Below are 22503 nucleotides of genomic sequence, written 5' to 3' on the forward strand. Positions count from 1 at the left end.
TGGGTGATCCCTCGCTCGTGGTGGCGCTCACCGCGTGAGCGGGTGGACTAGGCGCGGGTGTCGGGGCTGAAGCGCAGGGTTCGCCCGGTGATCTGGGTGGCGACCTCGGTGACGGGCAGCCCGTGGATGTAGGCGTGCGCGCGCAGCCGCAGCAGCGCGACGTCCATGGTCGTGCCGAGCTGGGCGGCGACCATGCCGGTGGCTTCGTGCACCGGGGTGCGGATGTCGCCCAGCCACAGCGTGCTCTGCGCGTTGTCGCCGCTGAGCTCGTCCAGCAGCGCCTGGGTGGCGGCCCGGGCCAGCAGCAGCGCGTCGCCGTGCTGCTGGTCGTCGAGGGGCCCGACCGTGTCGCGGTAGGTGTCCAGCGTCCCCAGGCGCACGACGCCGACCCGCAGTGGGAAGGAGAACACCGCGGCGGCGCCGAAGCGGCGTGCCGCGGGCGCGAAGCCCGGCCAGCGGCCGTCGCCTGCGGCCAGGTCGGCGACCATCACCGGCGCTGAGTTGTGGAAGGCCGCCAGGCAGGGCCCTTCGCCGACGGTCAGCTGCAGGTCGTCGAGCCGGTGGCTGGTTCCGTCGGTGGCGTGCACCAGGCCCCTTCCCGGCGGGGTCTGGTCGCCGAGGTGGGACAGCACGGTGACGGCGGCCCCGGTGACCGCCAGCGTGGTGACCGCGCGGGCGGCGACGAGTTCCAGCATCGATGCGGTGTGGTCGGCGTCGGTCAGCGCGAGCAGCGTTCCCAGCCGGGTGCGCTCGTCGGTGCTCATAACCTCATGCTCCATCCGGAGTACCCTGTGGGGTCTGCGGAGGTAGTCACGCCCGGTGGCAGTCCACGCGCAGGGGTGCGTGCGCCAGCAGCGCGGTGAACTCGTCTTCCGGCAGCGCCGGGGCGAACAGCCAGCCCTGGTAGGCGTCCGCGCCGAGCTCGAGCAGGGTCTGGAACTGGCCCGCGGTCTCCACGCCCTCGGCGATGCAGCCGCGGCCCAGCGCGTGGGCCATGTCGATGATCGACCGGGTCAGGGCCAGGTCGGCCGGGTCGGTTTCGAGTCCGGCGACGAACTGCCGGTCGATCTTGACCAGGTCGGTGGGCAGGTGTTTGAACCGGGCCAGCGAGGAGTGCCCGGTACCGAAGTCGTCGATGGCGAACCGCGCGCCGTGCCGCGTCACGTTGTGCATGCCCTGGCGGGTCTGCGTGCGGGGATCGGCCAGTTCGGTCTCGACCAGCTCCAGGATCAGCTGCGACCAGTCGATCCCGGCGGCGGCCGCGGTCTCGGCGACGAAGTCGCTGAACTCAGGGTCGGCGGGGACGAGCCCGGTCAGGTTCACCGCGATGCCCACCGGCTTGCCGGACACGTCTCGCCAGTGCGCGGCGTCGCGCAGCGCGGTGCGCAGCACCCACCGGTCGAGCTCGCGCAGCAGCCCGCCGCGTTCGGCCACCGGCAGGAACGCGCCGGGGCTGAGCAGGCCGCGTTGCGGGTGCGGCCAGCGCACCAGTGCTTCCCCGGCCAGCACCGACCCGTCGGAATTCACGATCGGCTGGTAGTGCAGCTGCAGACCGTCCTGCTTCAGCGCGGCGCGCAGTTGCGCCTCGATGTGGACCTGCTGGTCGACGGAGGCGATCAGTGCCGAATCGGCCCGGTGCACCCGCCCCAGCCCTCGGTCGCGGGCTGCACCCATCGCGGCGGTGGCGAAGCGCAGCAGATCCTCGCCGCGTTCTCCGGGTGTTTCGTGCACCGCGGCCCCGATCGAGGCCGAGAGCTGCAGCAGTTGGCCCCGGATCGGCGCCGGGGTGCGCACCAGGCCCGAGACGCGGTCGGAGAGCGCTTCCAGACCGCCCGCGGCGGCCAGGTCCGAGCACAGGATCGCGAACTCGTCCTCACCGGTGACCCGCACCGGCGTGCATTCCGCGCCGAGACCGTCGGTCAACCGCCGCGCGAGGATGGCCAGCAGCTCGTCGCCGGCGTCGTGGCCGAGCGAGGTGATCACGCGTTTGAAGTTGTCGACGCGGCAGGCCAGCACGGCCACCTCGTTGCTGGTGGGCCGGGCGAGCAGTCCCTGCAGCAGTTCGCGCGCGGCGGTGCGGTTGAACAATCCGGTCACCGGGTCGAGACGGGACGAGCCGCTCGTGGTCAGCGGTGCTTCGTGGCGGTCGGTGATGTCGTGGGTCGTGCCGGAGACGACCACGCGGCCCGCGGCGTCGCTGGTGGCCGTGCCGCGCACGCGGAAGATCCGCTGCGCGCCGTCCGGGCGCAGGTAGCGGTGCTCGATCTCGACGGGGTGGTGGTGCTTGGTCAGCGATGCCCAGGCCTGCCGCACCCATTGCCGGTCGTAGGGGTGCACCGCGGCCAGGTATTGCTCGAAGGAGACCCGGGTGGGCTCGGGGAACCCGGTGATCTCGCGCAGCACGCTCGAGGGTTGGAAGGCCTCGTCGGCCGAATCCCAGCGCCACGTGCCGATGCGCGCGCGGAGCTGGACCTCGCGCAGGGCGGAATCGTCCCAGACGTGCGCGGGTGCGGCTTCGGCGTCGCTGAAGCGGCGGGCCATCGGATGCCGTTCGGCGATGTCGGTGAGATCGGAGACGTCGACGAGCACCGTGGTCAGCAGGCGCTTGTCCTCGTGGTGCGGCCAGCTGATCTTGCGCACCAGCGTCCGGCCGGGGCCGCGCGAGCGCAGTCGCCAGACCGCTCCGTCGGCGACGAGCAGTTCGGGCAGCTTGCGGCCCGCCAACGCTTCGGGGAAGGCCTCGCCGGCCAGTGCCGCGGCCTGCTCGCTGGCGCGAACGACCGTGCCGTCCGGTGCGCTGATCAACGTGGCGCATTCCGGGAGCCACACGGCGTGGGCCAGGCCGGTCCAACCGGGCGGATCCTCGGACGATGCAGCGGACACGGGGCACCTCGCTGGGCCACGAGAAGGCGTTGGACCACAGCAGCCTAGTCATTCCCGGGCAATTCGTATACGGCACTTGGCGGCCGCGTCATGGTGCGTTTTGCCATGTCGCGCGTACCGACTGACGTCGGCGGCGGTGTGGGCCGGGGATCGGGTTCGCGCCAGCTGCGGGAGGGCGTCGGTCGGCGGGCGTCCGGAACCGGGTTCTCGAGGCCCATCCTCGCGAACGGCGATTCGTCACCCCGCACACCAATTACGTTACTAACGTTACACAACGAACGAAACGGTATTGAGGTGGTCGAAATTCGGTGAAGGGCACCGCGCATAATCGCGCTTATGTGCGGTAAGCTGTCGGCATGGAGATCCAGACGGCACCCGGCGCGGGAACGGTGGGGCACCGGCCGCAAACGGAAATGCTGGCCGCCACGACGCGCACCGGCCACACCCTGACCGCGCTGATCGCCTCGTGGCTGGGGTCGTTCTCCGAATCCGCCGACACCCGAGGGGCCTATGGGCGCGACCTGCGCGAGTACCTCGACTGGTGCACCCGCCGCGAACTCGACCCGCTGACCGTGCGGCTGCCCGAGGTGCAGATGTATGCCGCCGAACTGGCCGCCAGTGCCAACCCGCGCACCGGCAAGCCACCGGCGGCCTCCACGCGTGCGCGCAAGATCGCCGCGGTCTCGAGCTTCTACACCTACCTGGTGCGCGCCGGTGTCATCGACGCCAACCCGGCCCGCGATGCCGCCCGGCCTCGCTACGACCGCAAGCACTCGCCGACGGCCAGCGTCACCGCCGAGCAGGCCGGCGAGATCCTGGCCGGTAGCCGCGACTACCGCCACCGCACCCTCGGCCCGCAGGCCGCGACGCTGGTGATGGCCCTGCTGATCGACCTGGGCTTGCGCGTTTCGGAGCTCTGCGGTGCCGATCTGGCCGATCTCGGCCAGCGCGAGGGCATGCGGGTGCTCACGGTGCGGATGAAAGGCGGCAAGGTCCGCACCCGGCCGATCCCGCGCGGCCTGCACGGGGTGCTGGATGCCTACCTGCAGCAGCGGCCCGATTGCGACACCCCCGCGCTGGTGGTCACCCGCGACGGCAGGCGGATCAACCGCCACCAGGTCTACCGGCTGGTGCAGACGATGGCCGCCCAGGCCGGGGTGGCGATGCCGCACCGCATCACGCCGCATTCGATGCGGCACACCTTCAACACCATCGCCCGCCAGCACGGCGCGGCCCTGGAAGACCGCCGGGACGCGCTGGGGCATTCCTCGGCGGCGATCACCCAGCTCTACGACCACGTCGCCTTGTCGCTGACCCGTGACCCGGCCCATCTGGTCGCCGAAGCCACCAGCACACCCCCGGATTCCGACGAGTGATCACCCCGACAAGTTCAGTCACGGTGACGAAATTGTTTGGCTCGGCACGCCCGATAGCGTCGGTCCGGCTACGACAGCGCCAGAGGGCTCGTGGCGGTAATGCGCGATAGGTGGATCAGGACGTCGGCGCACTCGTGCAGCGGGCCCGCATCGACGCGGGAGTCCCGATCGCGCGTCGGGTCGTAATGGGGCCCGATCATGCGGGTGCGCAGTGGGTGGTGCAGCCAGTCAGCTACGGGCCGCGGAACACCGGTCGAGCAGGCCAACTCCAGTAGTGCGATCTCGTGAGGTGCGTCGGCGAACGCGGACTCGGTGAAATCGTTCGGCGGCGCCGGTACGGCAAACGGTGCGACACCCGGTCCCGCGGTGAACGCGGCGACGGCGTAGCCGTCTCCGAGCTCGGCGCGCAGGATCCCGCCTGCGTTGCGGTGGGTTTCATCAGGTGGAACGGTGCGCGGATCTCCCGCGATGACGTGGGCGGTGCCACCCCAGTGCACGACTCGCTGGCCGGTGTCGGTATGCCAGGCGAGGTCGCTGGCGGCCAGGTATGCCTCGATCTCGGCGAGGTCGCCGGGCGGTGCGCTGCGGACACGGTCGTGCAAGATCGAGACGGGATCGTTCGGATGTGCTTCGGCCCAGGCCCGCAGCCAGCGGATGACATCCAGTGCCTCGTGTGTGCGCAGGAAGCTCTGGCTGGCCGCGAGCAGTGCGGCAGGATCTCCATCGCCGGTTCGGACGAACCGATCGAGCGCCGTCGCGGTCTCAGTCGTTCCCTCGATGGCCACCGCCCGGAAGCCGGCCTGTTCGACGAGTGCCCGCAGCAGGACATGCGTCGCAACGACCTGTTCCCGGGCCGAACGAATCGAGGAGGCCAGACCGACGATCTTGGCCTGCGACAACGATTCGGGCAGCCGCATCGGTGGACCGGCGGGATCGAGCCGCAGCGGGCGGGCTCGTGCCGCGACCCAGTTGCGAAGCTCAGCAGAAGGAATCATCTCGGTACCGCCACGATCGGGGAGCTTTGTGCGGATACGCTAAGACTTCACCCGAACTAGAGGTCAACCGCGTGATGCCCCTGCTGAGAGCCCGCCGCTGAGGAACAACCGCGCGCTCACCACCTGCGTGGCCGGGTCCGGCCGAAGAAGCCGTTCAACCGCGAACACTCGAAGAGGCACCCGGGCAACCCGGATCGAGTCCTACGGGATCGAGAGCCGCCCCTGGCGAGTGCTTCGGGAACCGCGAGCACCCGCGGCGCCCCGGTGACGATCTTCCGGTGCGATCGACGAGCGAACTACCGGGCACCGGCGACGCCGGCTCGCTACTGTGGCGGCTATGAGCAGTCGGCGAGTGCCCGGTGGGGTGGTGCACACCTTGCCTGCGGACCTGCGCGCGGCGCTGATGGCCAACACCGCGGCACTCGAGGCCTGGAACGACATCACGCCCCTGGCGCGCAACGAGTTCATCTGCTGGGTCGAGGATGCCAAGCAGGAGGCGACGCGGCAGCGTCGTATTCGCCGTACCGTGGAAGAGCTCGAGGGAGGACAGCGTCGACCCTGTTGCTGGCCGGGGTGCAAGCACCGCGAGCGCGCCAGCGACTAGCCGGGCCCGGTCCTGGCGTGGTCGAGTCCGGCGACCGACACCGGTGTCGGGCCGGTCGAAGGACAGGCACGAGACTGCAAGAGCATCGGCCCTGTGCTCCTTGCCGCAGAGCGATCTCAGGTCGGGTCGAAGGTGGCTGCGGATGGCGGCGTGGCCCGCCGGTGTCAGCTGGAACCAGGTCCGTGGCCGCCAGCCAAGCGGACCCTTGCGCACTTCGAAGTAGCCGACTTCCTCGCACACCGACCCGGCCACCACCGGGGAGAGCGCGCGGCGCTGAGGTCCGCACGTGGATCGCGGGACGGCCGGGCCTGCTCGCGCGCGGCCAGATCATCGTCGACTTCGAGGACCCGCTGATCGACGAGCGCGGGTCGTCCGAGATCTTGACCCGAGCGAGCCGCTGCTCGGCCACCGTCAGCGGCGGGTGAGGATCGTGGTGGCGTTGGCGACCACGATGGCCGCGATCGACAGCCATTGGGTGGGGTCGAGGTGTTGGTCGAGGATGAGCAGGCCGGTGGTGGCGGCCAGGGCGGGGTTGAGGCTCATGCAGATGGCGAACAGCGGGGCAGGCACGCGGCGCAGCGCCAGGGCGTCGAACAGGAACGGCACCGCGGATGAGGCCACGCCCGCGGTGACCGCGCAGACCACGGCGGTGGTCGTGGGAGGGTGGGCCAGCAGCACGGCGATGCCGAGCGGGATGTAGACCAGCCCGGAGAGGCCGCAGGCGGTGGCGGTGCCCTGGGCTCCGGGCAGACTGCGGCCCAGCCGGTGGTTGAGCAGGATGTAGCAGCCCCAGCACACCGCCGCCAGCAGCGCCAGTCCCATGCCGAGGTAGTCGGTGCTGGGCTGGGGGCGCATCAGCACGGCCACGCCAGCCCCGGCCAGTAACGCGCAGCCGAGGTCGATTCGGCGGCGCGAGCCGGCCAGTGCGACGGTCAGCGGTCCCAGGAACTCCAACGTCACCGCCAGCCCGAGGCCGATGCGGTCGACCGCGCTGTAGAGCGCGAGGTTGATGACCGCGAAGACCACCGCCAACGCGGCGATCAGGCGCCACTGCGCCGCGGTGAAGCTGCGCCAGCGGGGACGGGTGATCGCTAGCAGCACACCGGCGGCGATCCATTGCCGCACCGCCACGACACCGGCCGGGGTGATCACCGGGAAGGCCAGCGAGCCGATGGCCGCGCCGGTCTGATTCGACAGCGGGCTGGCGGCCATCAGAGCGATGCCGGTGGCCCGCCCGGTCTTCGGTGTCTCGGGTGCGCGCGTGGTCGTCATGCGGCCAGCCTGCGGTGCCGCCGCGCTTGCGCAAAATGCATACGCCGGCGCAGCGATACGCTCAACGCATGGATGTGGAGTTGCGGCAGTTGCGGTGCCTGGTGGCCATCGTCGAAGCGGGTAGCTTCACCGACGCCGCCATCGACCTCGGGCTCTCGCAGGCCGCGGTCTCGCGCACCCTGTCCGGACTGGAACGGGCGCTGGGAGTGCGGCTGCTGCGACGCACCAGCCGCGAGGTCACGCTCACCGCCGCCGGCAGCGAGGTGCTGGTGCGGGCACGGCGCGTGCTGGCCGAGACCGACGAACTCGTGCGCGAAGCCACCACGGGACACGCGTTGCTGCGCATCGGTTATGCCTGGTCGGCCATGGGACGCCACACCGTGGAGTTCCAGCGCCGCTGGGCGGGGACCCATCCACGGGTCAAGCTGCAGCTGGTGCGCACCAACTCGGCCACCGCCGGGCTGGCCGAAGGCGCCTGCGACGTGGCGGTGGTGCGCAGCGAGGTCGACGAGCGCCGCTTCGACAGCGCGGTGGTGGGTCTCGAACGCCGTTACCTGGGCATGGCCTCCGATGACGCGTGGGCGCGGCGGCGATTCGTACGGCTGGCCGAGGTCGCCGAGCGCACCGTGCTCATCGACCGGCGCGCCGGTTCGACCAGCCCGCAGTTGTGGCCCGCCGGGCAGCGTCCCGAACTGGCCTACGTGCACGATGTCGACGACTGGCTGACCGCAGTGGCCGCGGGCGAGGCGGTGGGCATCACCGCCGAGAGCACGCTGAGCCAGTACCGGCGCACGGGCGTGGTGTTTCGCCCGGTGCGCGACGCGCCGGCCATCCCGGTGCGGGTGGTGTGGTGGCGCGAGGACCCGCCGGTGCACGCGCCGAAGGTGGTCGATCTGCTCACCGAGCTCTACCGCAGCTAGGGGCTCATCGCGCATCCGCGCCGCGTCGCGAGCACGTCGAAGGCGTACCCGCGGCGGTGCCGGGCGAGTCCGGCGCCTGCCCACGGCGGCCGCGCCGCCCTCCCGATCCGAGTCCGGGGCGCACCGGTGGCGTTACGGGCACAATGTGTCGGCAACGTCGAGGTTGCGATCGTCGCGAAATCAGCGGTCGCGCGCGGGGTGAACAGTACGATCGCCCGGTCGCCCCGCGCTGTCGCGGGGCCGTCGCCGAGTCCGCACGAGTTGTCGTCCTGGAGTTGCACGCTGATGCAGTCGTCTCGTCCTGAACCTGATCCGCCGGCGCAGCGCAGCACGCGGCCGGTGGGTGCGCTGGACCGCTATTTCGAGGTCTCGGCACGCGGTTCGACCTATTCGCGGGAGATCCGCGGTGGTTTGGCGACGTTCTTCGCCATGTCCTACATCGTGGTGCTCAACCCGCTGATCGTGGGCACCGCAGGCGATGCCAACGGAGCCACGCTGGGCGTGGCGGCGGTGGCCTCGGTGACCGCGCTGGTGGCCGGGGTGATGACGATCCTGATGGGCGTGGTGGGCAAGTACCCGTTCGCCATCGCCACCGGTCTCGGGCTCAACGCGTTCCTGGCCTCCACAGTGGCCCCGGAGATGACCTGGGCCGATGCGATGGGCCTGATCGTCATCGAAGGTGTGATCATCTCGATCCTGGTGCTGACCGGGTTGCGCACCGCGGTGTTCAACGCGGTGCCCGGCCAGCTCAAGACCGCCATCGGCGTCGGCATCGGTCTCTACATCGCGCTGATCGGATTCGTCGACGCCGGGTTCGTCAGCCGCATCCCGGACGCGGCCGGTACCACCACGCCGCTGCAGCTGGGTGTGGACGGCAGCCTGTTCGGGTGGCCGGTGCTGGTGTTCGCGATCGGTGTGCTGCTGACCGCCGCGCTGGTGGCCCGCCGCGTCAAGGGCGCGATCCTGCTGGGCATCCTGTCGACCACGGTGCTGGCCATCATCGTCGAGGCGCTCACCGGCACCGGTGAGGGCGGCGAGTCCAACCCGGGCGGGTGGAGCCTGGTGGTGCCCACGCTTCCCGACCAACTCGTCGAGCTGCCCAATCTGGGGCTGCTGGGTCAGTTCAACCTGCTGGGCTCGTTCGACCGCATCGGCCTGGTCGCGGTGCTGCTGCTGGTGTTCACGCTGATGCTGGTCGACTTCTTCGACACCATGGGCACCGTCGTGGGTCTGGGTGCCGAGGGCGACCTGCTCGACGACAAGGGCAATTTGCCCGGTATCGGCCGGGTGTTCTTCATCGACTCGCTGGCCGCGGTCGCCGGTGGTGCGGGTTCGACGTCGTCGAACACGACGTTCATCGAATCGGCCGCCGGTATCGGCGAAGGCGCGCGCACCGGACTGGCCAATGTGGTCACCGGCGTGCTGTTCCTGCTGGCGATGTTCTTCACGCCGCTGATCTCCATCGTGCCGTTCGAGGCGGCCAGCCCGGCGCTGGTGGTCATCGGGTTCTTGATGCTCACCCAGGTGCGCTCCATCGACTTCTCCGACTACGGGGTGGCGATCCCGGCGTTCTTGACGATGGTGGTGATGCCGTTCACCTACTCGATCAGCGCGGGCATCGGCGTCGGCTTCATCGCCTACGTGGTGCTGCGCGTGGTGCAGGCCCGCCCGCGCGAGATCCACCCGTTGATGTGGGTGGTGGCGGTGCTGTTCGTCGTCTACTTCGCCATCGAACCCATCCAGAAGGCCTTCGGCGTGAGCTGAGGGCCTCCGGGCGTGGTGCGGGGTGGTCTCCCTCGTCGGGGCCGCCCCGCTTTTTCGTGTCCGGCCGCGGGGCTCAGGCGTGATCGGGTGCGTCCGCGAGGTGGTGCTCGGCGGCGTGCAGCACTTCTTCGATCAGCCGGCGCACGTGACCACCGCGGGCGGTGTAGACCGCGTGGCGGCCCTCGCGGCGCATCCGCACGAGCCCTGCCAGGCGGAGTTTGGCCAGGTGCTGGGAGACCGCGGGCCGGGCGGCTCCAGTCGCAGTGGCCAGGCCGGCCACATCCATGTCCGCCTCGCGCAGCAGCCACACGATGCGCAACCGCGTCGGGTCGGCCAGCATCCGCAGTGCCGTCCCCGCGGTCTCGACGATTTCGTCGGGCAGTTGTTGCCCGGAGCTGGCACTTGCAGCGTTGTCGCGTGCGTACATGGGCACATATGGTGCGCGTGTTCGGCACCTGTTGTCCACCGCTGGGAGCTGATGCCGCCGTGACCGACGACGCCACACCCGCACCCGACCCGGCCCAGCACGGCCACGGGCATGGGCATGGAAGCGCGCGCTGGTGGGCGCGGGTCGCGCACGCGGTGCGCCCGCACAGCCACGACAGCACCGACATCGTCGACGACAAGCTGCAGGCCAGCCGGGCCGGGATGCGCGCGTTGTGGATCTCCTTCGCCGGGTTGATGGTCACCGCGCTGGTGCAGGCGGTGCTGGTGTCGATGACCGGTTCGGTGGCGTTGCTGGGCGATACGCTGCACAACCTCGCCGACGCGCTGACCGCCGTGCCGCTGGCGGTGGCGTTCGTGCTGGGCAGGCGGGCGGCCACGCGGCGGTTCAGCTACGGGCTGGGCCGCAGCGAGGACCTGGCCGGGTTGGTGATCCTGCTGGTGATGTCGGCCTCGGCGGTGCTGGCGGCGGTCACCGCGCTCGACCGGCTGCTGCAGCCGCAGGAGGTGCGGCACCTCGGCTGGGTCGCCGCGGCCGGTGTGGTCGGCTTCGCCGGCAATGAGCTGGTGGCGCGCTACCGCATCACCGTGGGCCGCCGGATCGGCTCGGCGGCGCTGGTCGCCGACGGGTTGCACGCGCGCACCGACGGGTTCACCTCCCTGGGTGTGCTGCTGGCCGCCGGGGGCGCCGGGCTCGGCTTCGGGTGGGCCGACCCGGTGATCGGGCTGGCGATCACCGCAGCGATCGTCGCGGTGCTCTGCGGGGCGGCCAAGGAGGTCTTCGCCCGCATCCTCGATGCCGTCGATCCCGAGCTGCACGCTCGCGCCGAGGCGGCCCTGCGCGCCACGCCCGGGGTGCTCGAGGTCGCCTCGTTGCGGATGCGCTGGGTCGGGCACCGGCTGCACGCCGAGACCGACGTCGTCGTCGCCGCGCACCTGTCGGTGCTCGAAGCGCACGCCATCGCCGCCGAGGCCGAGCACCACCTGCTGCACGCGGTCGACCGGCTCAGCCGGGCGACGGTGCACACCGACCCGGCCACCAGCGGGGAGCACGACCCGCACGCCCCGCTGGCCCACCACCGCAGCCGCGAGTGAAGCCCGCCAGAGGCCGCCGGCCACGCGCAGCACGGCGCCGCTGGTGCAGGAGTCCTGCCCGGAGAGCAACCCGGGCGATGGCCCCGGCGATCTCGCCGGGCTCGCCCGCGCGGCCGAACGACACCCGGGCGGCCGCGGTGGTGGCGCGGTCGCGGCGGCGTGGATCTCGGAGTGCACCAGGCCCGGGACCGCGGCGTTGACCCGGATGCCGTCGGTGGCCTGTTCTTTCGACAATCCGGTGGCCAGGGCGTCGATGCCGGCCTTGGCGGCGGCGCAGTGCACGTACTCGTGCGGCGATCCCGGGGTCGCGCCGCTGGAGGAGATGTTGGATGGCGCCGCCCGATCCGGCCGCGTCGGGTGGACATCACCTGGGCGGCGCGGCGGGCGCACCAGATGGTGCTCAGTAGCTTGACGTCGACGACGTGGCGGATCGCCCTGGTGGGAGTGTCGGCGAGATCGCCGATGTGGGCGGTCAGCCCGGCGTTGTTGACCAGTCCTGTGACGGTGCCGAGTTCGGCGGCGCGTCGGCGCGCACCGCGATCGCGCGCACGCCGCGCTGCCGGACTCGTGCGGTGACCTCGCAGGCGGCGTCGGAGTCGGTGCGCTAGGCCAGGACGAGGTCGTGGCCCGCGTCGGCCAGTGCCAGCGCGGTGGCCGCCCCGATCCCGCGCCCGCCACCGGTGATGATCGTGATCATCACCGCGTCATGGCAGCATCCGCATCAGATCGGCACCGTAGAAGGTCGCCAGCGGGAACAGCGCCGAGACGACCGCGGTGCACACCACGGCCTCGATGATGGTCACCGCGCGCGAGAGCCGCAGCGCGCACACCCAGGCCAGCCCCAGTGCGCCGACGACGATCTCACCCCACCAGTAGGCCACCGGGGTAGTGGCGGCCACGACGGTCAGTCCGTAGAGGCCTTCGCCGATGAGCACGCTGGCCATCGCCGCGGTCCCGAGAGCGGCCCGAACGCCCTGTCGGTGGCGCAACCAGTGGGCTCCCACGCCCAGCACCGGCCCGGCCACGACCGCGGCCAGTCCCCAGTAGAGCATCATCGCGCTCGACGACGGGAAACCGCGGGCGTCATTGGTGAGCACGTAGCCGACCAGCATGCAGGCCAGAGCCAGCATCCCGGTCAGCCCGCCGGTGCGGGCGGCGGGAGCGGCCAGCGCGAGCGCGAAGGCCACCAGGGCCCAGGGCCCGTGCGAGTTCGCCAGCGGGGCCAGCACCTCGGGCAACACCCCGCCTTGCGCGAACGCGGTCACCGCTCCCGCGGCGAGCCCGGCGGCCATCGCCACGACCAGGCACCGCACGTGCCGGTGCGCGGGGGCGCTCGGGGGTGTGGCGCTGTGCTGCGCGAGGTCGGTCATCACCCAGCAGTCTCGCAGACCGCGGTCACCGGCGGGGCGAAACGTCCCATCCGGCCGCGCACCCACCGGATGGCGGATTGCCCGCGGCGTGCGCCCCTGGGCAGCCTTGAGCGGTTTGCCGACTACGGACGGGAGTTCGGGTATGGACGGAATCGGCATCGCCGGTGCCGGGGTCGCCGGTCTCCACCTGGGATTACTGTTGCGCCGCAACGACATCCCGGTGACCCTCTACAGTGACCGCACACCGGAGCAACTGGGGTCCGGGCGGCTGCCGGCCGCGGTGGCCCACCACGACACGACCCTGGCGCGCGAGCGCGCGCTGGGCGTGCAGCACTGGAGCGCGGCCGAGTACGGCTACGACGTGCACCACCACTACGTGGGCGGGCCGTTGCAGGCGCGCTTCACCGGCAGCCTCGGGGCGCCCTCGCGCGCGGTGGACTACCGCATGTACCTGCCGCGGCTGCTGCGCGATTTCACCGACGCCGGCGGCAAGCTCGACATCCGCAGCATCGCACCGCAGGACCTCACCGAGCTCTCGCAACGCCACGAACTCGTGGTCGTGGCCACCGGCCGTTCCGGCCTCAGCGGGGTCTTCGAGCGCGTCGCGGCCAAATCACCGTTCACCAGCCCGCAGCGCAAGCTGTGCGCGGGCCTGTACACCGGAGTCGCCGCGGCCGACCCGCCAGGGGTGACGCTGAGCATCGCACCGGGCGACGGCGAACTCATCGAAATCCCGATGCACTCCTTCGCGGGCAGCGTCACCGCACTGTTCTTCGAGGCCGTTCCCGGCGGCGCCTTCGAGGCCCTGGTCGAGACCGACCAGAGCGCCGACCCGGCCGCCTTCCGCGACCGGGTGCTGCGGGTGCTGCGCGAGCACCACCCGAGCGTCCACGAACGCGTCGAGCCCGCGCGCTTCGGGCTCACCGACGAGCTCGACCTGGTCCAGGGCGCGATCACCCCGCGCATCAACGAGGACTACGCGCTGCTGGACAACGGGCGCCCCGTGGTGGCGCTGGGGGATGCGCACGCGGTGGTGGATCCGGTGGTGGGCCAGGGCGCCAACTGCGCCTCCTACTCGGCCTGGCAACTGGGGCAGACGATCCTGCAGGATCCCAACTTCGACGAGCGCTTCTGCGGCAAGGTCGCCGAGCGGCGCCGCGACCGGGTGCACGCCACCAGCGACTGGACCAACCTGATGCTCGAGGTACCGCCACCGCAGCACCTGCTGGAAATGATCACGGCGATGTCGCGCGAGCGGGCGGTCGCCGACGTGTTCACCGGCAACTTCAACCATCCCGACCGCCAGTGGGACATCCTGGCCACACCGGAGCGCACCCGGGCGTTCCTGTCCCGCATGAGCTGAAAAACCCGCTGCGGCGGCCCGGCCGGATCGGCGACCATGCGGTGCATGAGCACGCTGCGGGTGGCCACCTGCCAGTTTCCGACCTCGTCGAACATCGAGGCGAACCTGTCCTGGGTCCGGCGGCAGCTGCGTCAGGCCGCCCAGCGCGGGGCGGACCTGGCGCATCTCGGCGAAGCGGCCCTGTCGGGGTAGGCCGGTGCCGACCTGGACGGCTACGACGGTTACGACTGGGACCGGTTGCGCCGCGCCACCGAGCAGGTCATGACCGAGGCCGCCGCGGCGGGCATCTGGGTGGTGCTGGGCAGCGCGCACCCGCTGGGCGACGGGCTCAAACCGCACAACAGCCGCTACGTCATCGATGACGCGGAGCGGCTGCGGGAGCGCTACGACAAGCGCTTCTGCTCGGGCGATCCCGACGAGACCATCGGGGACCTGGCGCACTACACCCCGGGTGATCACGCCTCGGTCTGGCAGGTGCGCGACCTGACCCGCGCCGCGCTGATCTGCTACGACTGCCGGTTCCCGGAGCTCGACCGCGATCTGCTGCGGCGCGGCGCGCAGCTGGTGCTGCACTCGTTTCACACCGCTGGGCTGCCCGCCGGGCGCGTGGCCGCCATCGCCGAGCAGATCGGCCCCGGCGACGCCGAGCTCAACCGGGCCGAGACGCTGAGCTATCCGGCGGTGACCCTGCCCGCGGCGATGACCACGGCCGCGGCGTGCAACCACCTGTGGATCTCGGCGGCGAACTCCTCGGCCGCGCACAGCCTCTGGCCCGCGATGTTCGTGCGCGCCGACGGCATCACCACCGGCCGGTTGCCGCGCGAGAGCCCGGGCGTGCTGATCTCCGAGGTCGACACCACCGAACGGCTCTACGACGCGACCGCGCACTGGCGCGGGCGGGCGCTGGCGGGGGTGTGGCACAGCGGCACGACCACCCGGCACCCCCGGTCACGCGACCGCACCCGGTTGTGAAGCGCCCGCCATGTCCGGCGGCCGGCACCGGTGCCGTGCCCGGTGGGATCGGGTGACACCGGCCCGTAGTGCGGGTCGATCAGCCGGTGCGGCGGTCGGCCACGGCTGTGCTGACGAGTTCGCGCGCGGGACCGGCCGCAGCCGTGCCTGGTGGCGTTCGAGCACGGGCGCGAACCCGAAGGCCTCGGTCCGTGCGTTGCGCCAGGTCGCGGCGTTGCGGCACTCGGGCTGGTGGCGGCCCGCCCGCCGTGGGCGAGCGGGGCGTTAAACAAGGCTTTGTCCGCGGCGGGCCGGTTTTTCAGCAGCAGCACGAGATCGACGTGGGTATGCGGGTCCGGCCGGTTAGGCCGGGTCGTCTCGGCGCGGCCCTACTTCCAGGCCCGGTTCGCCCGGTAGTCGTCACCGGCACGCATGCCGGAATTCTCCTCTTTCCGCCTCGGCGCACCAGCCCGCGGGCGAGACGCCCGGTCCGGCGCGGCTCGGGTTCCGCGCGCACCGGCCGTCAGCACCCGGCCGCGCCGGTGGTGATCAGCCTGGGCAGGGCGGTGTTGGTACCGTCTTCGCGTGGCTCAGCAGGGACAGCACGACGAGGACAAGGCCAACGGGACCTGCCGATTCCCGGGATGCGAGCGCTCCGTGGAACGCCCCACCGGGCCCGGTCGCCCGCCGGAGTACTGCGACCTGCCCGAGCACACCCGCTGGCGCGCGTGGAAGCAGCGCCAGCGCGAACAGGCCGCGGCCGAACCGGCCCCGCAAGCGCCCACCACGGCCGCCGCGGAATTCGACGGGGCACGCCTGCGCGCCGAAGAGCTGCTGCGCCAATACCGGCTGCTGTCCGAGCAGCTGACCCGCAACCTGCGCTCCGGGCTCGACGAACTGGCCACCATCGCCGACCCCTCGGCGGCCGAGGCCCAGATCCAGGCCGCCCAGGCCGAAGCCGCCCACCGCATCGCCCAATCCGAACAGGCCCTGGCCACCGCGCAGCAGCAGCGCCGCGAGGCCGAGCAGGCACGGCACAACGCCGAACAGGCCACTGAGGACGCGGTGGCTGCGGCCGAGGCCTCCGAGGCCGACAGCCAGCAGGCGCGTGCCGAGCGCGACGACGCGGTGGCCCAGGCCGAGCAGGTCCGCACGCAGGCGGCCGAGGACATCGAGGCCGCGCGCAACGAGGCCGAGGTCGCCGCGCAGGCCACCCGCCGCGAGGCCGAGGAACGCATCGCCGAAGCACAGCAGGCCGCCGAGGCCGAGACCGAGCAGGCCCGCCGCGAGATCGAGGCCGCCGGGGCGCGCGCGGCCGAGGAGATCCAGGCCGTCCAGCAGCAGGCGCGCCAGGAGGTGCAGCAGGCCCAGCAGGACAGCAGGCAGGCCGGTGAACGTGCCGCCCGCGCCGAGACCGCCGCCGAGCAGGCCCGGGCGCAGCTGGCCGAGCAGACCCAGGCGACCGAGTCCGCCCGCGCCGAGATCGAGCGTCAGCGCGAGGAGCTCGCCGAACTGCGCCGCCAGCAGGCCGCGGAGCTGCAGCGGGTGCGCGACGAGGCCGCCGAGCGGCTGTCCGCCGAACGCGAGTCGCACTCCCGGCGGCTGGAGGCGCTGCAGGACGCCCGCGATCAGGCACTGGCCCGCGCCGAACGCGCCGAGAAGCAGCTCGACGCCGCCACCCACCGCGCCACCGGCGAACACGCGCCCGCGGACACGTGAAAAAGGGGGACCGGTCCGGGGTTGTTCCCGGAATCGGCCCCCCTTTTTCGGGTAAGGTGCCGCCGCGGTCGGCTCAGACCAGGCCGAGCTTGCGCACGGTGTCGCGCTCCTCGACCAGCTCGGCCACCGAGGCGTCGATGCGCTCGCGGGAGAACTCGTCGATCTCCAGGCCCTGCACGATCTCGAACTTGCCGTCCTTGGCGGTGACCGGGAACGACGAGATCAGGCCCTCCGGCACACCGTAGGAACCGTCCGAGGGGATGCCCGCCGAGGTCCAGTCACCCTCCGGGGTGCCGTTGACCCAGGTGTGCACGTGGTCGATGGCGGCGTTGGCCGCCGAGGCCGCCGAGGAGGCACCGCGGGCCTCGATGATGGCCGCGCCGCGCTTGGCCACGGTCGGGATGAACTCGTCGGCCAGCCAGGACTGCTCGACCTGCTCGGCGGCGATCTTGCCGCCGACCTCGGCGTGGAACAGGTCCGGGTACTGCGTCGCCGAGTGGTTGCCCCAGATGGTGAGCTTCTTGACGTCGTTGACCGTCACGCCCAGCTTCTTGGCCACCTGCGTCTGGGCGCGGTTGTGGTCCAGGCGAGTCATGGCGGTGAAGCGCTCGGCAGGCACGTCCGGGGCGTGGGCCTGTGCGATCAGCGCGTTGGTGTTGGCCGGGTTGCCGACCACCAGCACGCGCACGTCGTCGGCGGCGCCGGCGTTGATGGCCTCACCCTGCGGCTTGAAGATGCCACCGTTGGCCTCGAGCAGGTCACCACGCTCCATGCCCTGCCCGCGCGGGCGAGCACCGACGAGCAGACCCACGTTGGTGCCGTCGAACGCGGTGCGGGCATCGTCGGTGATGTCGATGCTCTGCAGCAGCGGGAAGGCGCAGTCGTCGAGCTCCATCGCGGTGCCCTCGGCGGCCTTGAGGCCCTGCGGGATCTCCAGCAGGCGCAGCTTGATCGGGGTGTCGGGCCCGATGAGCTGACCGGAGGCGATCCGGAACAGCAACGCGTAGCCGATCTGACCGGCCGCACCGGTGACGGTCACGGTGACGGGAGCTTTGGTCATGAGGTTTCGTTCTCCTGCTCGCCGGGAAGTATTGGCTGTGCCCGGATGTTATCCCCAGCTTCGCCAGCTGGTGACGCACCCGCCACGGATCACAGTGGACCCGGTGCGGGACCGATTCAGCCACCCTCCAGCACCGAGACCAACACCACAGGCGTGGTGGGCTCGCGGTGCGGCGCACCACCCCGAGGCGCCTACTCGAGCAGGTCCCGCCCCGCCAGCCCCAGCGTGCAGGACAACGCCTCCCGCCCCACCTCGGTGAGCACCAACGCCCGCTGCCCAGCACGCCGCCGCACCCACTCGCGAGCCACGAACGACTCCAGCAACGCGGCACCGAGCGCACCCGCCACGTGGTGGCGCTGCTCGGACCAGTCCAGGCAAAACCGCAACAACGGCCGCCTGCCCCGCAGCGCCGACACCCGATCCAGATCCACCCCGAGCTCACCCAGCACCCCGACGCCGGGCCCCAACCGGTACGGATGCTCGGAAAGCCGCGAACTCACCGGATCCTGCCACCGCGGACTCGTATCACCGACCCCGTCGACGCGCTCCAGCACGCCCACGCCCAACAACCCGCCGGTGACCGCCACACCCAACCGCCCGGCCACGCGGTCGTAGCAGCTGCGCGCGCGACGCAACGCCGCCGCGCGAGCGCCCTGCTTGAGCGACCGCACCGGCACCGCCGGAGCCAGCGCGGACAGCGCCTCGGCCACCCGCTCATCGGCCAGGCGGTGATACCGGTGCCGCCCGCTGCGCGCCACCTCGATGAACCCAGCCCGACGCAACCGGTCCAAGTGCGCGCTGGTGGCACTGGGGGAGAGCCCGGCCTCGCAGGCCAACCGCCCGGCCGACAACGCACGCCCATCGGCCAACGCCTGCACCACCCGCGCACGCGCGGGCACGGCCAACACCGCCGCGACCGCGGCCACATCGACATCACCGCTCATGGCCCCATCATCAACCCGACACGGTTGCGGCCGGGCCGAAACGTCACCACCTAGCGCATCCGCCTGCCACCACCGGCGTACAACGTCTGCCCGGTCAACCAACGAGCCTGGTGCGAAGCCAAGAACACCGCGACATCGGCGATATCGTCGGGATGGGCGACCCGCCCCAGCGGGCTGCCCTCGGCCAGCCGACGCTGCCGCTCCAGGCTGACCCACCCCGTCCGCACCGGACCCGCCGCGACGATGTTGCACGTAATACCCGCCGGGCCGAACTCCACCGCCGCCGACCGCGTCAACGACTCCAGCGCACTGTGCCCGGCCCCGTGCGAAACCTCGCCCGGAGCCACATCAGCCGAATCCGTCGACAACGCGATCACCCGCCCCCAGTCGTCCCGCCGCGCCACATGCCGCCGATGAAACTCCGCCATCAGCAACGCCGGAGCACGCGTGTTGACCGCATAATGCGCATCAAGACCCTCCACACCCACGCGCACCGCCCCGCGCACCGGCTCACCGAAGGTATCCGGCACCCGAAGCGCCGCGTTGTGCACCAGGATCTGCACCGGCCCCACGTGCGCCTCGGCCTCGTCGAAGATCCGCGCGGCGCACTCGGGCGCGGCCAAATCCACCGGCAACGAATGCACCACGGCCCCGTCGGCGCGCAACGCACTGGCCACGTGCTCATCACCACCCGGCGGGCGCACCAGCAGCAACCGCACATCGTGGCGGGCCAAACCGCGCGCGATGGCCGCGCCCACACCCAAGGCGTTGTCACTGTCGGTGAGCACAGCCACACGCCCACGCAGCCGCGGATCGATCATCGAACGGGAACCTCTGGACCTTCCCGACGCTACGGACACCAGCCACCTGATCATGAACCACCCGGCCAACCCGCAACACCCGGGGCAGGCGATCACCGGCTCACCCACCACGAGCACCACCGAGTAAGCTGCCCGCGTGATGCACACCGCGCAGCAGTCCTGGTGGCGCTCCTAACGGAGCGGCCACCCACCCACGCGCGCACAAACCGAGGGGCCGTTCGCACGGCCCCTCCTCTCCTGTCCACACCCGCCCACAGGGCACCGGGCGAGGGGCCCAACGACAGCCCCGCCAGACCGACAGGAGAACCCATGAGCACCCTCGAGCTCGCCCCCGCGCAGCGACGCAGCGCCGAACTCGAAAACCACCTCGCCACCGACCCGCAGCAGTTCCGAGTGCTCACCGGCGACCGCCCCACCGGCCCGCTGCACCTGGGCCACTACTTCGGCACCCTGGCCAACCGGGTAGCCTGCAACACCAAGGCGTGCCGATGCTCGTGGTCATCGCCGACTACCAAGTCCTCACCGACCGCGAAACCGCCACGCACCTCGACGAGCACGTGCTGGGCCTCATCGCCGATCACCTCGCCGCAGGCATCGACCCCGACGAGGCCACGATCTTCACCCACAGCGCCATCGCAGCGCTCAACCAACTCCTGCTGCCCCTGCTGAGCCTGGTCACCGTGCCCGAACTGCAACGCAACCCCACGGTCAAGGACGAGATCACCCACTCCGGCCGCAGCAGCGTCTCCGGACTGATGTTCACCTACCCAGCACATCAAGCCGCCGACATCCTGTTCTGCAAAGCCAACCTCGTCCCGGTCGGCCAAGACCAGCTACCGCACCTGGAACTGACCCGCACCCTCGCGCGCCGCTTCAACGAACGCCACGCACCGCTGTTCGCCGAACCCGACGCCCTGCTATCGGCCGCGCCGCTGCTGCTGGGCACCGACGGGACCAAGATGAGCAAATCCCGCGGCAACGCCATCGCGCTGCGCGCCGACGCCGACGAAACCGCCCGCCTCATCCGCGGCGCGAAAACCGACTCCCAGCGCCACATCACCTACGAACCCGACAGCAGACCCGAAGTGGCCAGCCTGCTGCGCCTGGCCGCGCTGTGCACCGGAACCGACCCGCACACCCTGGCCGCCGACATCGGCCCCGGCGGCGCCGCCGAACTCAAACGCGTCGTCACCGAAGCCGTCAACGAACACCTCGCCCCGCTGCGCGCCGCCCGGCAGAACTACGCCGCCGACCAAGCCGGACTGCGCCGCATCCTGACCGAGGGCAACCACCGCGCCACCGAGATCGCCGAGACCACGCTCCAACAGGTGCGCGCGGCAATGGGAACCACCTACTCGGCCAGCCCGTCGAGGTAGGCCACGCCCAGACCGGACAACCGCATCCCGGTCACGGTCGGCTCGACCAACCCCAACTCCCGCAGCCGCCACAGGTCGGTCTTGCACCGCGAGACCGGCCGCTGCTGCTCCGCGGCCAGGTCCGCAGCCCGCGACCCCGGACTCTCGGCCAGCCGCCGCAACAGCCGAACCGTCCAAGCCCCGCGGGGCGATTCCACGTCCAGACGCGCCAGCGCCGCCTGCAGGACCCGCCGCCGCCCGGCGGACAACTCCACCGGCACCGGCACCGGCGCCGGATCGGCGGCACCGAGGTGGGCCAGACGCACCCGGTAGACCGGCCCCGCGCCCCGCTTGGCCAGCGAACTGCGCAGCCCGGCGGCACTGCGAAAACCGGCCCGACGAGCGTCGTCATCGACGAGCACGTCGACATCGACCTCGATCACCTCGGTGACACCGATGAGCCCGGCCACGGTGCGCACGCGATCCCCGGCCTCGGCAGGCGGCAGGGGAGACCGCCGATAGGTCTCGGTGACCTCGCCACGGGCCACGGCTTGAGCGATGCGGTCACTGAACACACCCCAACGCTAATACCCACCCCACCCGCAAGCCCCCGACCGGGTCAAAAGCACCAAAAGGTGATCACGATCCGGGGTCGCCAACTACCGCGCGCCCACCAGCACGGGCAGAATCGACCCATGCTGCAGGTCTGCCTCAACGGCGCCCGCTCCCCACGGGAGCACTTCCACCTCCCGGTACGCCCGGAAGACCTCGCCAAAGCCGCCGCCGCGGCCGTGGCCGCAGGAGCCACCGACGTGCACCTGCACCCCAAAACCCCCGACGGCGCCGACAGCATCGACCCCCACCAGGTCGCCGCCGCGCTGCGCGCCGTGCGCGCCGCCGTCCCCGGCACCCCCCTGGGTGTGACCACCGGCGCCTGGACCACCCCCGACACCGCCGAGCGCGTGCGCGCCATCAACGCCTGGACCGTGCTGCCCGAATACGCCTCGGTCAACTGGCACGAACCCGGCGCCGACGAGATCGCCGCCACACTGCTGCGCCGCGGCGTAGCCGTCGAAGCCGGCATCTTCTCCGGCACCGACGCCGACCGCAACCTCGCCCGCTCCCCGCACCGCAACCGCATCACCCGACTGCTGGCCGAGGTCACCGACCCCACCGCCAGCGGCGCGGCCGCCACCGCCGAAGCCCTCCTGGCACGCCTGCACCCGGCCCGCGCGCCGATCCTGCTGCACGGCGAAGCCGGGGGAGCCTGGCCAGTGCTGGCCGTAGCCGCCCGCCGGGGTTTTCCCACCCGCATCGGCCTCGAGGACACGCTGCTGCTGCCGGACGGACGAGTCGCCGAGGACAACGCGGAACTGGTCGCCGCGGCCACCCGCATCCTCGGCGCCGAAACCCGCTGAACCAGGCCCCATCACCGGCGAGCCACCCAGCCAGCGCCGCCGACCCCCACAGCCACAGCGCAGCCCTCTCGAGGCACCGACGCGCAAACCACCCACCAGCAGGACAACCAGCCCTCTACTTAGGATGATCGGCGACACCAACCCGCCCG

At 71.6% G+C, this 22503-nt stretch carries 20 protein-coding genes and 3 pseudogenes; 11 read left to right on the forward strand and 12 right to left on the reverse strand.

The window, feature by feature from the left end; translation table 11 throughout:
- Nucleotides 1–47: 47 nt before the first annotated feature.
- Nucleotides 48–779, reverse strand: coding sequence for a GAF and ANTAR domain-containing protein (locus ABD289_RS16280; protein WP_344132829.1), 732 nt, complete (start codon nucleotides 777–779; stop codon nucleotides 48–50).
- A gap of 31 nt (nucleotides 780–810) precedes the next feature.
- Complete coding sequence (locus tag ABD289_RS16285; protein WP_344132832.1) at nucleotides 811–2883, reverse strand: putative bifunctional diguanylate cyclase/phosphodiesterase; 2073 nt, start codon at nucleotides 2881–2883, stop codon at nucleotides 811–813.
- 356 nt (nucleotides 2884–3239) lie between these two features.
- Here ABD289_RS16285 and ABD289_RS16290 point away from each other — a divergent pair, with 356 nt between their 5' ends.
- Nucleotides 3240–4259, forward strand: coding sequence for a tyrosine-type recombinase/integrase (locus tag ABD289_RS16290; protein ID WP_344132835.1), 1020 nt, complete (start codon nucleotides 3240–3242; stop codon nucleotides 4257–4259).
- Between the two features lie 68 nt (nucleotides 4260–4327).
- Here the strand turns inward: ABD289_RS16290 and ABD289_RS16295 are convergent, their stop codons facing one another.
- Nucleotides 4328–5176, reverse strand: a complete 849-nt coding sequence (locus tag ABD289_RS16295) for an erythromycin esterase family protein (protein WP_344132838.1) — start codon at nucleotides 5174–5176, stop codon at nucleotides 4328–4330.
- A 415-nt stretch (nucleotides 5177–5591) separates the two neighbouring features.
- Here ABD289_RS16295 and ABD289_RS16300 point away from each other — a divergent pair, with 415 nt between their 5' ends.
- Nucleotides 5592–5858 carry a YdeI/OmpD-associated family protein gene (locus ABD289_RS16300; RefSeq protein ID WP_344132841.1) on the forward strand — a complete coding sequence of 89 codons (267 nt, stop codon included), beginning with the start codon at nucleotides 5592–5594 and terminating at the stop codon, nucleotides 5856–5858.
- Between the two features lie 411 nt (nucleotides 5859–6269).
- On the opposite strand, the gene ABD289_RS16305 is transcribed toward ABD289_RS16300, so the two are convergent.
- Nucleotides 6270–7130 carry an EamA family transporter gene (locus ABD289_RS16305; RefSeq protein WP_344132844.1) on the reverse strand — a complete coding sequence of 287 codons (861 nt, stop codon included), beginning with the start codon at nucleotides 7128–7130 and terminating at the stop codon, nucleotides 6270–6272.
- Between the two features lie 68 nt (nucleotides 7131–7198).
- On the opposite strand from ABD289_RS16305, the gene ABD289_RS16310 reads away from it, so the two are divergent.
- Both ABD289_RS16310 and ABD289_RS16315 read left to right on the forward strand, forming a co-directional pair.
- Nucleotides 7199–8050 carry a LysR family transcriptional regulator gene (locus tag ABD289_RS16310; RefSeq protein ID WP_344132847.1) on the forward strand — a complete coding sequence of 284 codons (852 nt, stop codon included), beginning with the start codon at nucleotides 7199–7201 and terminating at the stop codon, nucleotides 8048–8050.
- Between the two features lie 285 nt (nucleotides 8051–8335).
- Nucleotides 8336–9814: an NCS2 family permease gene (locus ABD289_RS16315; protein ID WP_344132850.1), complete on the forward strand. Its 1479-nt coding sequence runs from the start codon at nucleotides 8336–8338 to the stop codon at nucleotides 9812–9814.
- Between the two features lie 73 nt (nucleotides 9815–9887).
- On the opposite strand, the gene ABD289_RS16320 is transcribed toward ABD289_RS16315, so the two are convergent.
- Nucleotides 9888–10241: an ArsR/SmtB family transcription factor gene (locus ABD289_RS16320; protein WP_344132853.1), complete on the reverse strand. Its 354-nt coding sequence runs from the start codon at nucleotides 10239–10241 to the stop codon at nucleotides 9888–9890.
- Between the two features lie 59 nt (nucleotides 10242–10300).
- Between ABD289_RS16320 and ABD289_RS16325 the strand changes: the two genes are divergently transcribed.
- Nucleotides 10301–11353 (forward strand): cation diffusion facilitator family transporter, encoded by a 1053-nt coding sequence (locus tag ABD289_RS16325; RefSeq protein WP_344132856.1) that lies wholly within the window; start codon nucleotides 10301–10303, stop codon nucleotides 11351–11353.
- Between the two features lie 207 nt (nucleotides 11354–11560).
- Here ABD289_RS16325 and ABD289_RS16330 read toward each other — a convergent pair.
- The 3 genes and pseudogenes from ABD289_RS16330 to ABD289_RS16340 all read right to left on the reverse strand — a co-directional run.
- Nucleotides 11561–11743, reverse strand: a pseudogene (locus ABD289_RS16330) (hypothetical protein); the annotation flags it as partial.
- 11 nt (nucleotides 11744–11754) lie between these two features.
- Nucleotides 11755–11937 (reverse strand): annotated as a pseudogene (locus ABD289_RS16335) (hypothetical protein); the annotation flags it as partial.
- A gap of 120 nt (nucleotides 11938–12057) precedes the next feature.
- Nucleotides 12058–12723 (reverse strand): DUF6518 family protein, encoded by a 666-nt coding sequence (locus ABD289_RS16340; RefSeq protein ID WP_344132859.1) that lies wholly within the window; start codon nucleotides 12721–12723, stop codon nucleotides 12058–12060.
- Nucleotides 12724–12865: 142 nt separating this feature from the next.
- Between ABD289_RS16340 and ABD289_RS16345 the strand changes: the two genes are divergently transcribed.
- The 4 genes from ABD289_RS16345 to ABD289_RS16360 all read left to right on the forward strand — a co-directional run bounded on the left by ABD289_RS16345 (nucleotide 12866) and on the right by ABD289_RS16360 (nucleotide 16756).
- Entirely contained in the window at nucleotides 12866–14086 is a 1221-nt protein-coding gene (locus tag ABD289_RS16345; RefSeq protein WP_344132862.1) for a styrene monooxygenase/indole monooxygenase family protein, read from the forward strand.
- Nucleotides 14087–14131: 45 nt separating this feature from the next.
- A complete protein-coding gene (locus ABD289_RS16350) occupies nucleotides 14132–14278 on the forward strand; it encodes a hypothetical protein (protein WP_344132865.1) in 147 nt (48 codons plus the stop codon).
- Nucleotides 14279–14323: 45 nt separating this feature from the next.
- Complete coding sequence (locus ABD289_RS16355; protein ID WP_344132868.1) at nucleotides 14324–15058, forward strand: nitrilase-related carbon-nitrogen hydrolase; 735 nt, start codon at nucleotides 14324–14326, stop codon at nucleotides 15056–15058.
- A gap of 564 nt (nucleotides 15059–15622) precedes the next feature.
- Nucleotides 15623–16756 carry a coiled-coil domain-containing protein gene (locus ABD289_RS16360; protein ID WP_344132871.1) on the forward strand — a complete coding sequence of 378 codons (1134 nt, stop codon included), beginning with the start codon at nucleotides 15623–15625 and terminating at the stop codon, nucleotides 16754–16756.
- 73 nt (nucleotides 16757–16829) lie between these two features.
- On the opposite strand, the gene ABD289_RS16365 is transcribed toward ABD289_RS16360, so the two are convergent.
- From ABD289_RS16365 to ABD289_RS16375, 3 genes are all read right to left on the reverse strand, one after another.
- The gene (locus tag ABD289_RS16365) at nucleotides 16830–17816 is read right to left on the reverse strand and encodes a malate dehydrogenase (RefSeq protein WP_344132874.1); all 987 of its coding nucleotides are present in this window, start codon (nucleotides 17814–17816) and stop codon (nucleotides 16830–16832) included.
- A gap of 191 nt (nucleotides 17817–18007) precedes the next feature.
- The gene (locus ABD289_RS16370) at nucleotides 18008–18760 is read right to left on the reverse strand and encodes an ArsR/SmtB family transcription factor (RefSeq protein WP_344132877.1); all 753 of its coding nucleotides are present in this window, start codon (nucleotides 18758–18760) and stop codon (nucleotides 18008–18010) included.
- Nucleotides 18761–18810: 50 nt separating this feature from the next.
- The gene (locus ABD289_RS16375) at nucleotides 18811–19581 is read right to left on the reverse strand and encodes an SDR family oxidoreductase (RefSeq protein WP_344132880.1); all 771 of its coding nucleotides are present in this window, start codon (nucleotides 19579–19581) and stop codon (nucleotides 18811–18813) included.
- 309 nt (nucleotides 19582–19890) lie between these two features.
- Between ABD289_RS16375 and trpS the strand changes: the two are divergent.
- Nucleotides 19891–20957 (forward strand): annotated as a pseudogene (trpS, locus tag ABD289_RS16380) (tryptophan--tRNA ligase).
- On the opposite strand, the gene ABD289_RS16385 reads toward trpS, so the two are convergent.
- Nucleotides 20933–21511, reverse strand: coding sequence for a hypothetical protein (locus ABD289_RS16385; RefSeq protein WP_344132883.1), 579 nt, complete (start codon nucleotides 21509–21511; stop codon nucleotides 20933–20935). The pseudogene trpS and the gene ABD289_RS16385 overlap by 25 nt on opposite strands.
- 120 nt (nucleotides 21512–21631) lie before the next feature.
- Here ABD289_RS16385 and ABD289_RS16390 point away from each other — a divergent pair, with 120 nt between their 5' ends.
- Complete coding sequence (locus ABD289_RS16390) at nucleotides 21632–22354, forward strand: 3-keto-5-aminohexanoate cleavage protein (protein WP_344132886.1); 723 nt, start codon at nucleotides 21632–21634, stop codon at nucleotides 22352–22354.
- The last annotated feature ends 149 nt before the right edge of the window (nucleotides 22355–22503 follow it).

The organism is Saccharopolyspora halophila, assembly GCF_039531955.1.
GTDB classification, from domain to species: Bacteria; Actinomycetota; Actinomycetes; order Mycobacteriales; family Pseudonocardiaceae; genus Saccharopolyspora; species Saccharopolyspora halophila.

Bases quoted from the DNA above. Each gene is read 5' to 3' on its own strand.
- ABD289_RS16345 (WP_344132862.1), top strand. From the start codon at position 12,866: ATGGACGGAATCGGCATCGCCGGTGCCGGGGTCGCCGGTCTCCACCTG.
- ABD289_RS16390 (WP_344132886.1), top strand. From the start codon at position 21,632: ATGCTGCAGGTCTGCCTCAACGGCGCCCGCTCCCCACGGGAGCACTTC.
- ABD289_RS16300 (WP_344132841.1), top strand. From the start codon at position 5,592: ATGAGCAGTCGGCGAGTGCCCGGTGGGGTGGTGCACACCTTGCCTGCG.
- ABD289_RS16305 (WP_344132844.1), bottom strand. From the start codon at position 7,130: ATGACGACCACGCGCGCACCCGAGACACCGAAGACCGGGCGGGCCACC.
- ABD289_RS16320 (WP_344132853.1), bottom strand. From the start codon at position 10,241: ATGTACGCACGCGACAACGCTGCAAGTGCCAGCTCCGGGCAACAACTG.
- ABD289_RS16350 (WP_344132865.1), top strand. From the start codon at position 14,132: ATGAGCACGCTGCGGGTGGCCACCTGCCAGTTTCCGACCTCGTCGAAC.
- ABD289_RS16315 (WP_344132850.1), top strand. From the start codon at position 8,336: ATGCAGTCGTCTCGTCCTGAACCTGATCCGCCGGCGCAGCGCAGCACG.
- ABD289_RS16365 (WP_344132874.1), bottom strand. From the start codon at position 17,816: ATGACCAAAGCTCCCGTCACCGTGACCGTCACCGGTGCGGCCGGTCAG.
- ABD289_RS16280 (WP_344132829.1), bottom strand. From the start codon at position 779: ATGGAGCATGAGGTTATGAGCACCGACGAGCGCACCCGGCTGGGAACG.
- ABD289_RS16375 (WP_344132880.1), bottom strand. From the start codon at position 19,581: ATGATCGATCCGCGGCTGCGTGGGCGTGTGGCTGTGCTCACCGACAGT.
- ABD289_RS16340 (WP_344132859.1), bottom strand. From the start codon at position 12,723: ATGACCGACCTCGCGCAGCACAGCGCCACACCCCCGAGCGCCCCCGCG.
- ABD289_RS16310 (WP_344132847.1), top strand. From the start codon at position 7,199: ATGGATGTGGAGTTGCGGCAGTTGCGGTGCCTGGTGGCCATCGTCGAA.
- ABD289_RS16290 (WP_344132835.1), top strand. From the start codon at position 3,240: ATGGAGATCCAGACGGCACCCGGCGCGGGAACGGTGGGGCACCGGCCG.
- ABD289_RS16370 (WP_344132877.1), bottom strand. From the start codon at position 18,760: ATGAGCGGTGATGTCGATGTGGCCGCGGTCGCGGCGGTGTTGGCCGTG.
- ABD289_RS16295 (WP_344132838.1), bottom strand. From the start codon at position 5,176: ATGCGGCTGCCCGAATCGTTGTCGCAGGCCAAGATCGTCGGTCTGGCC.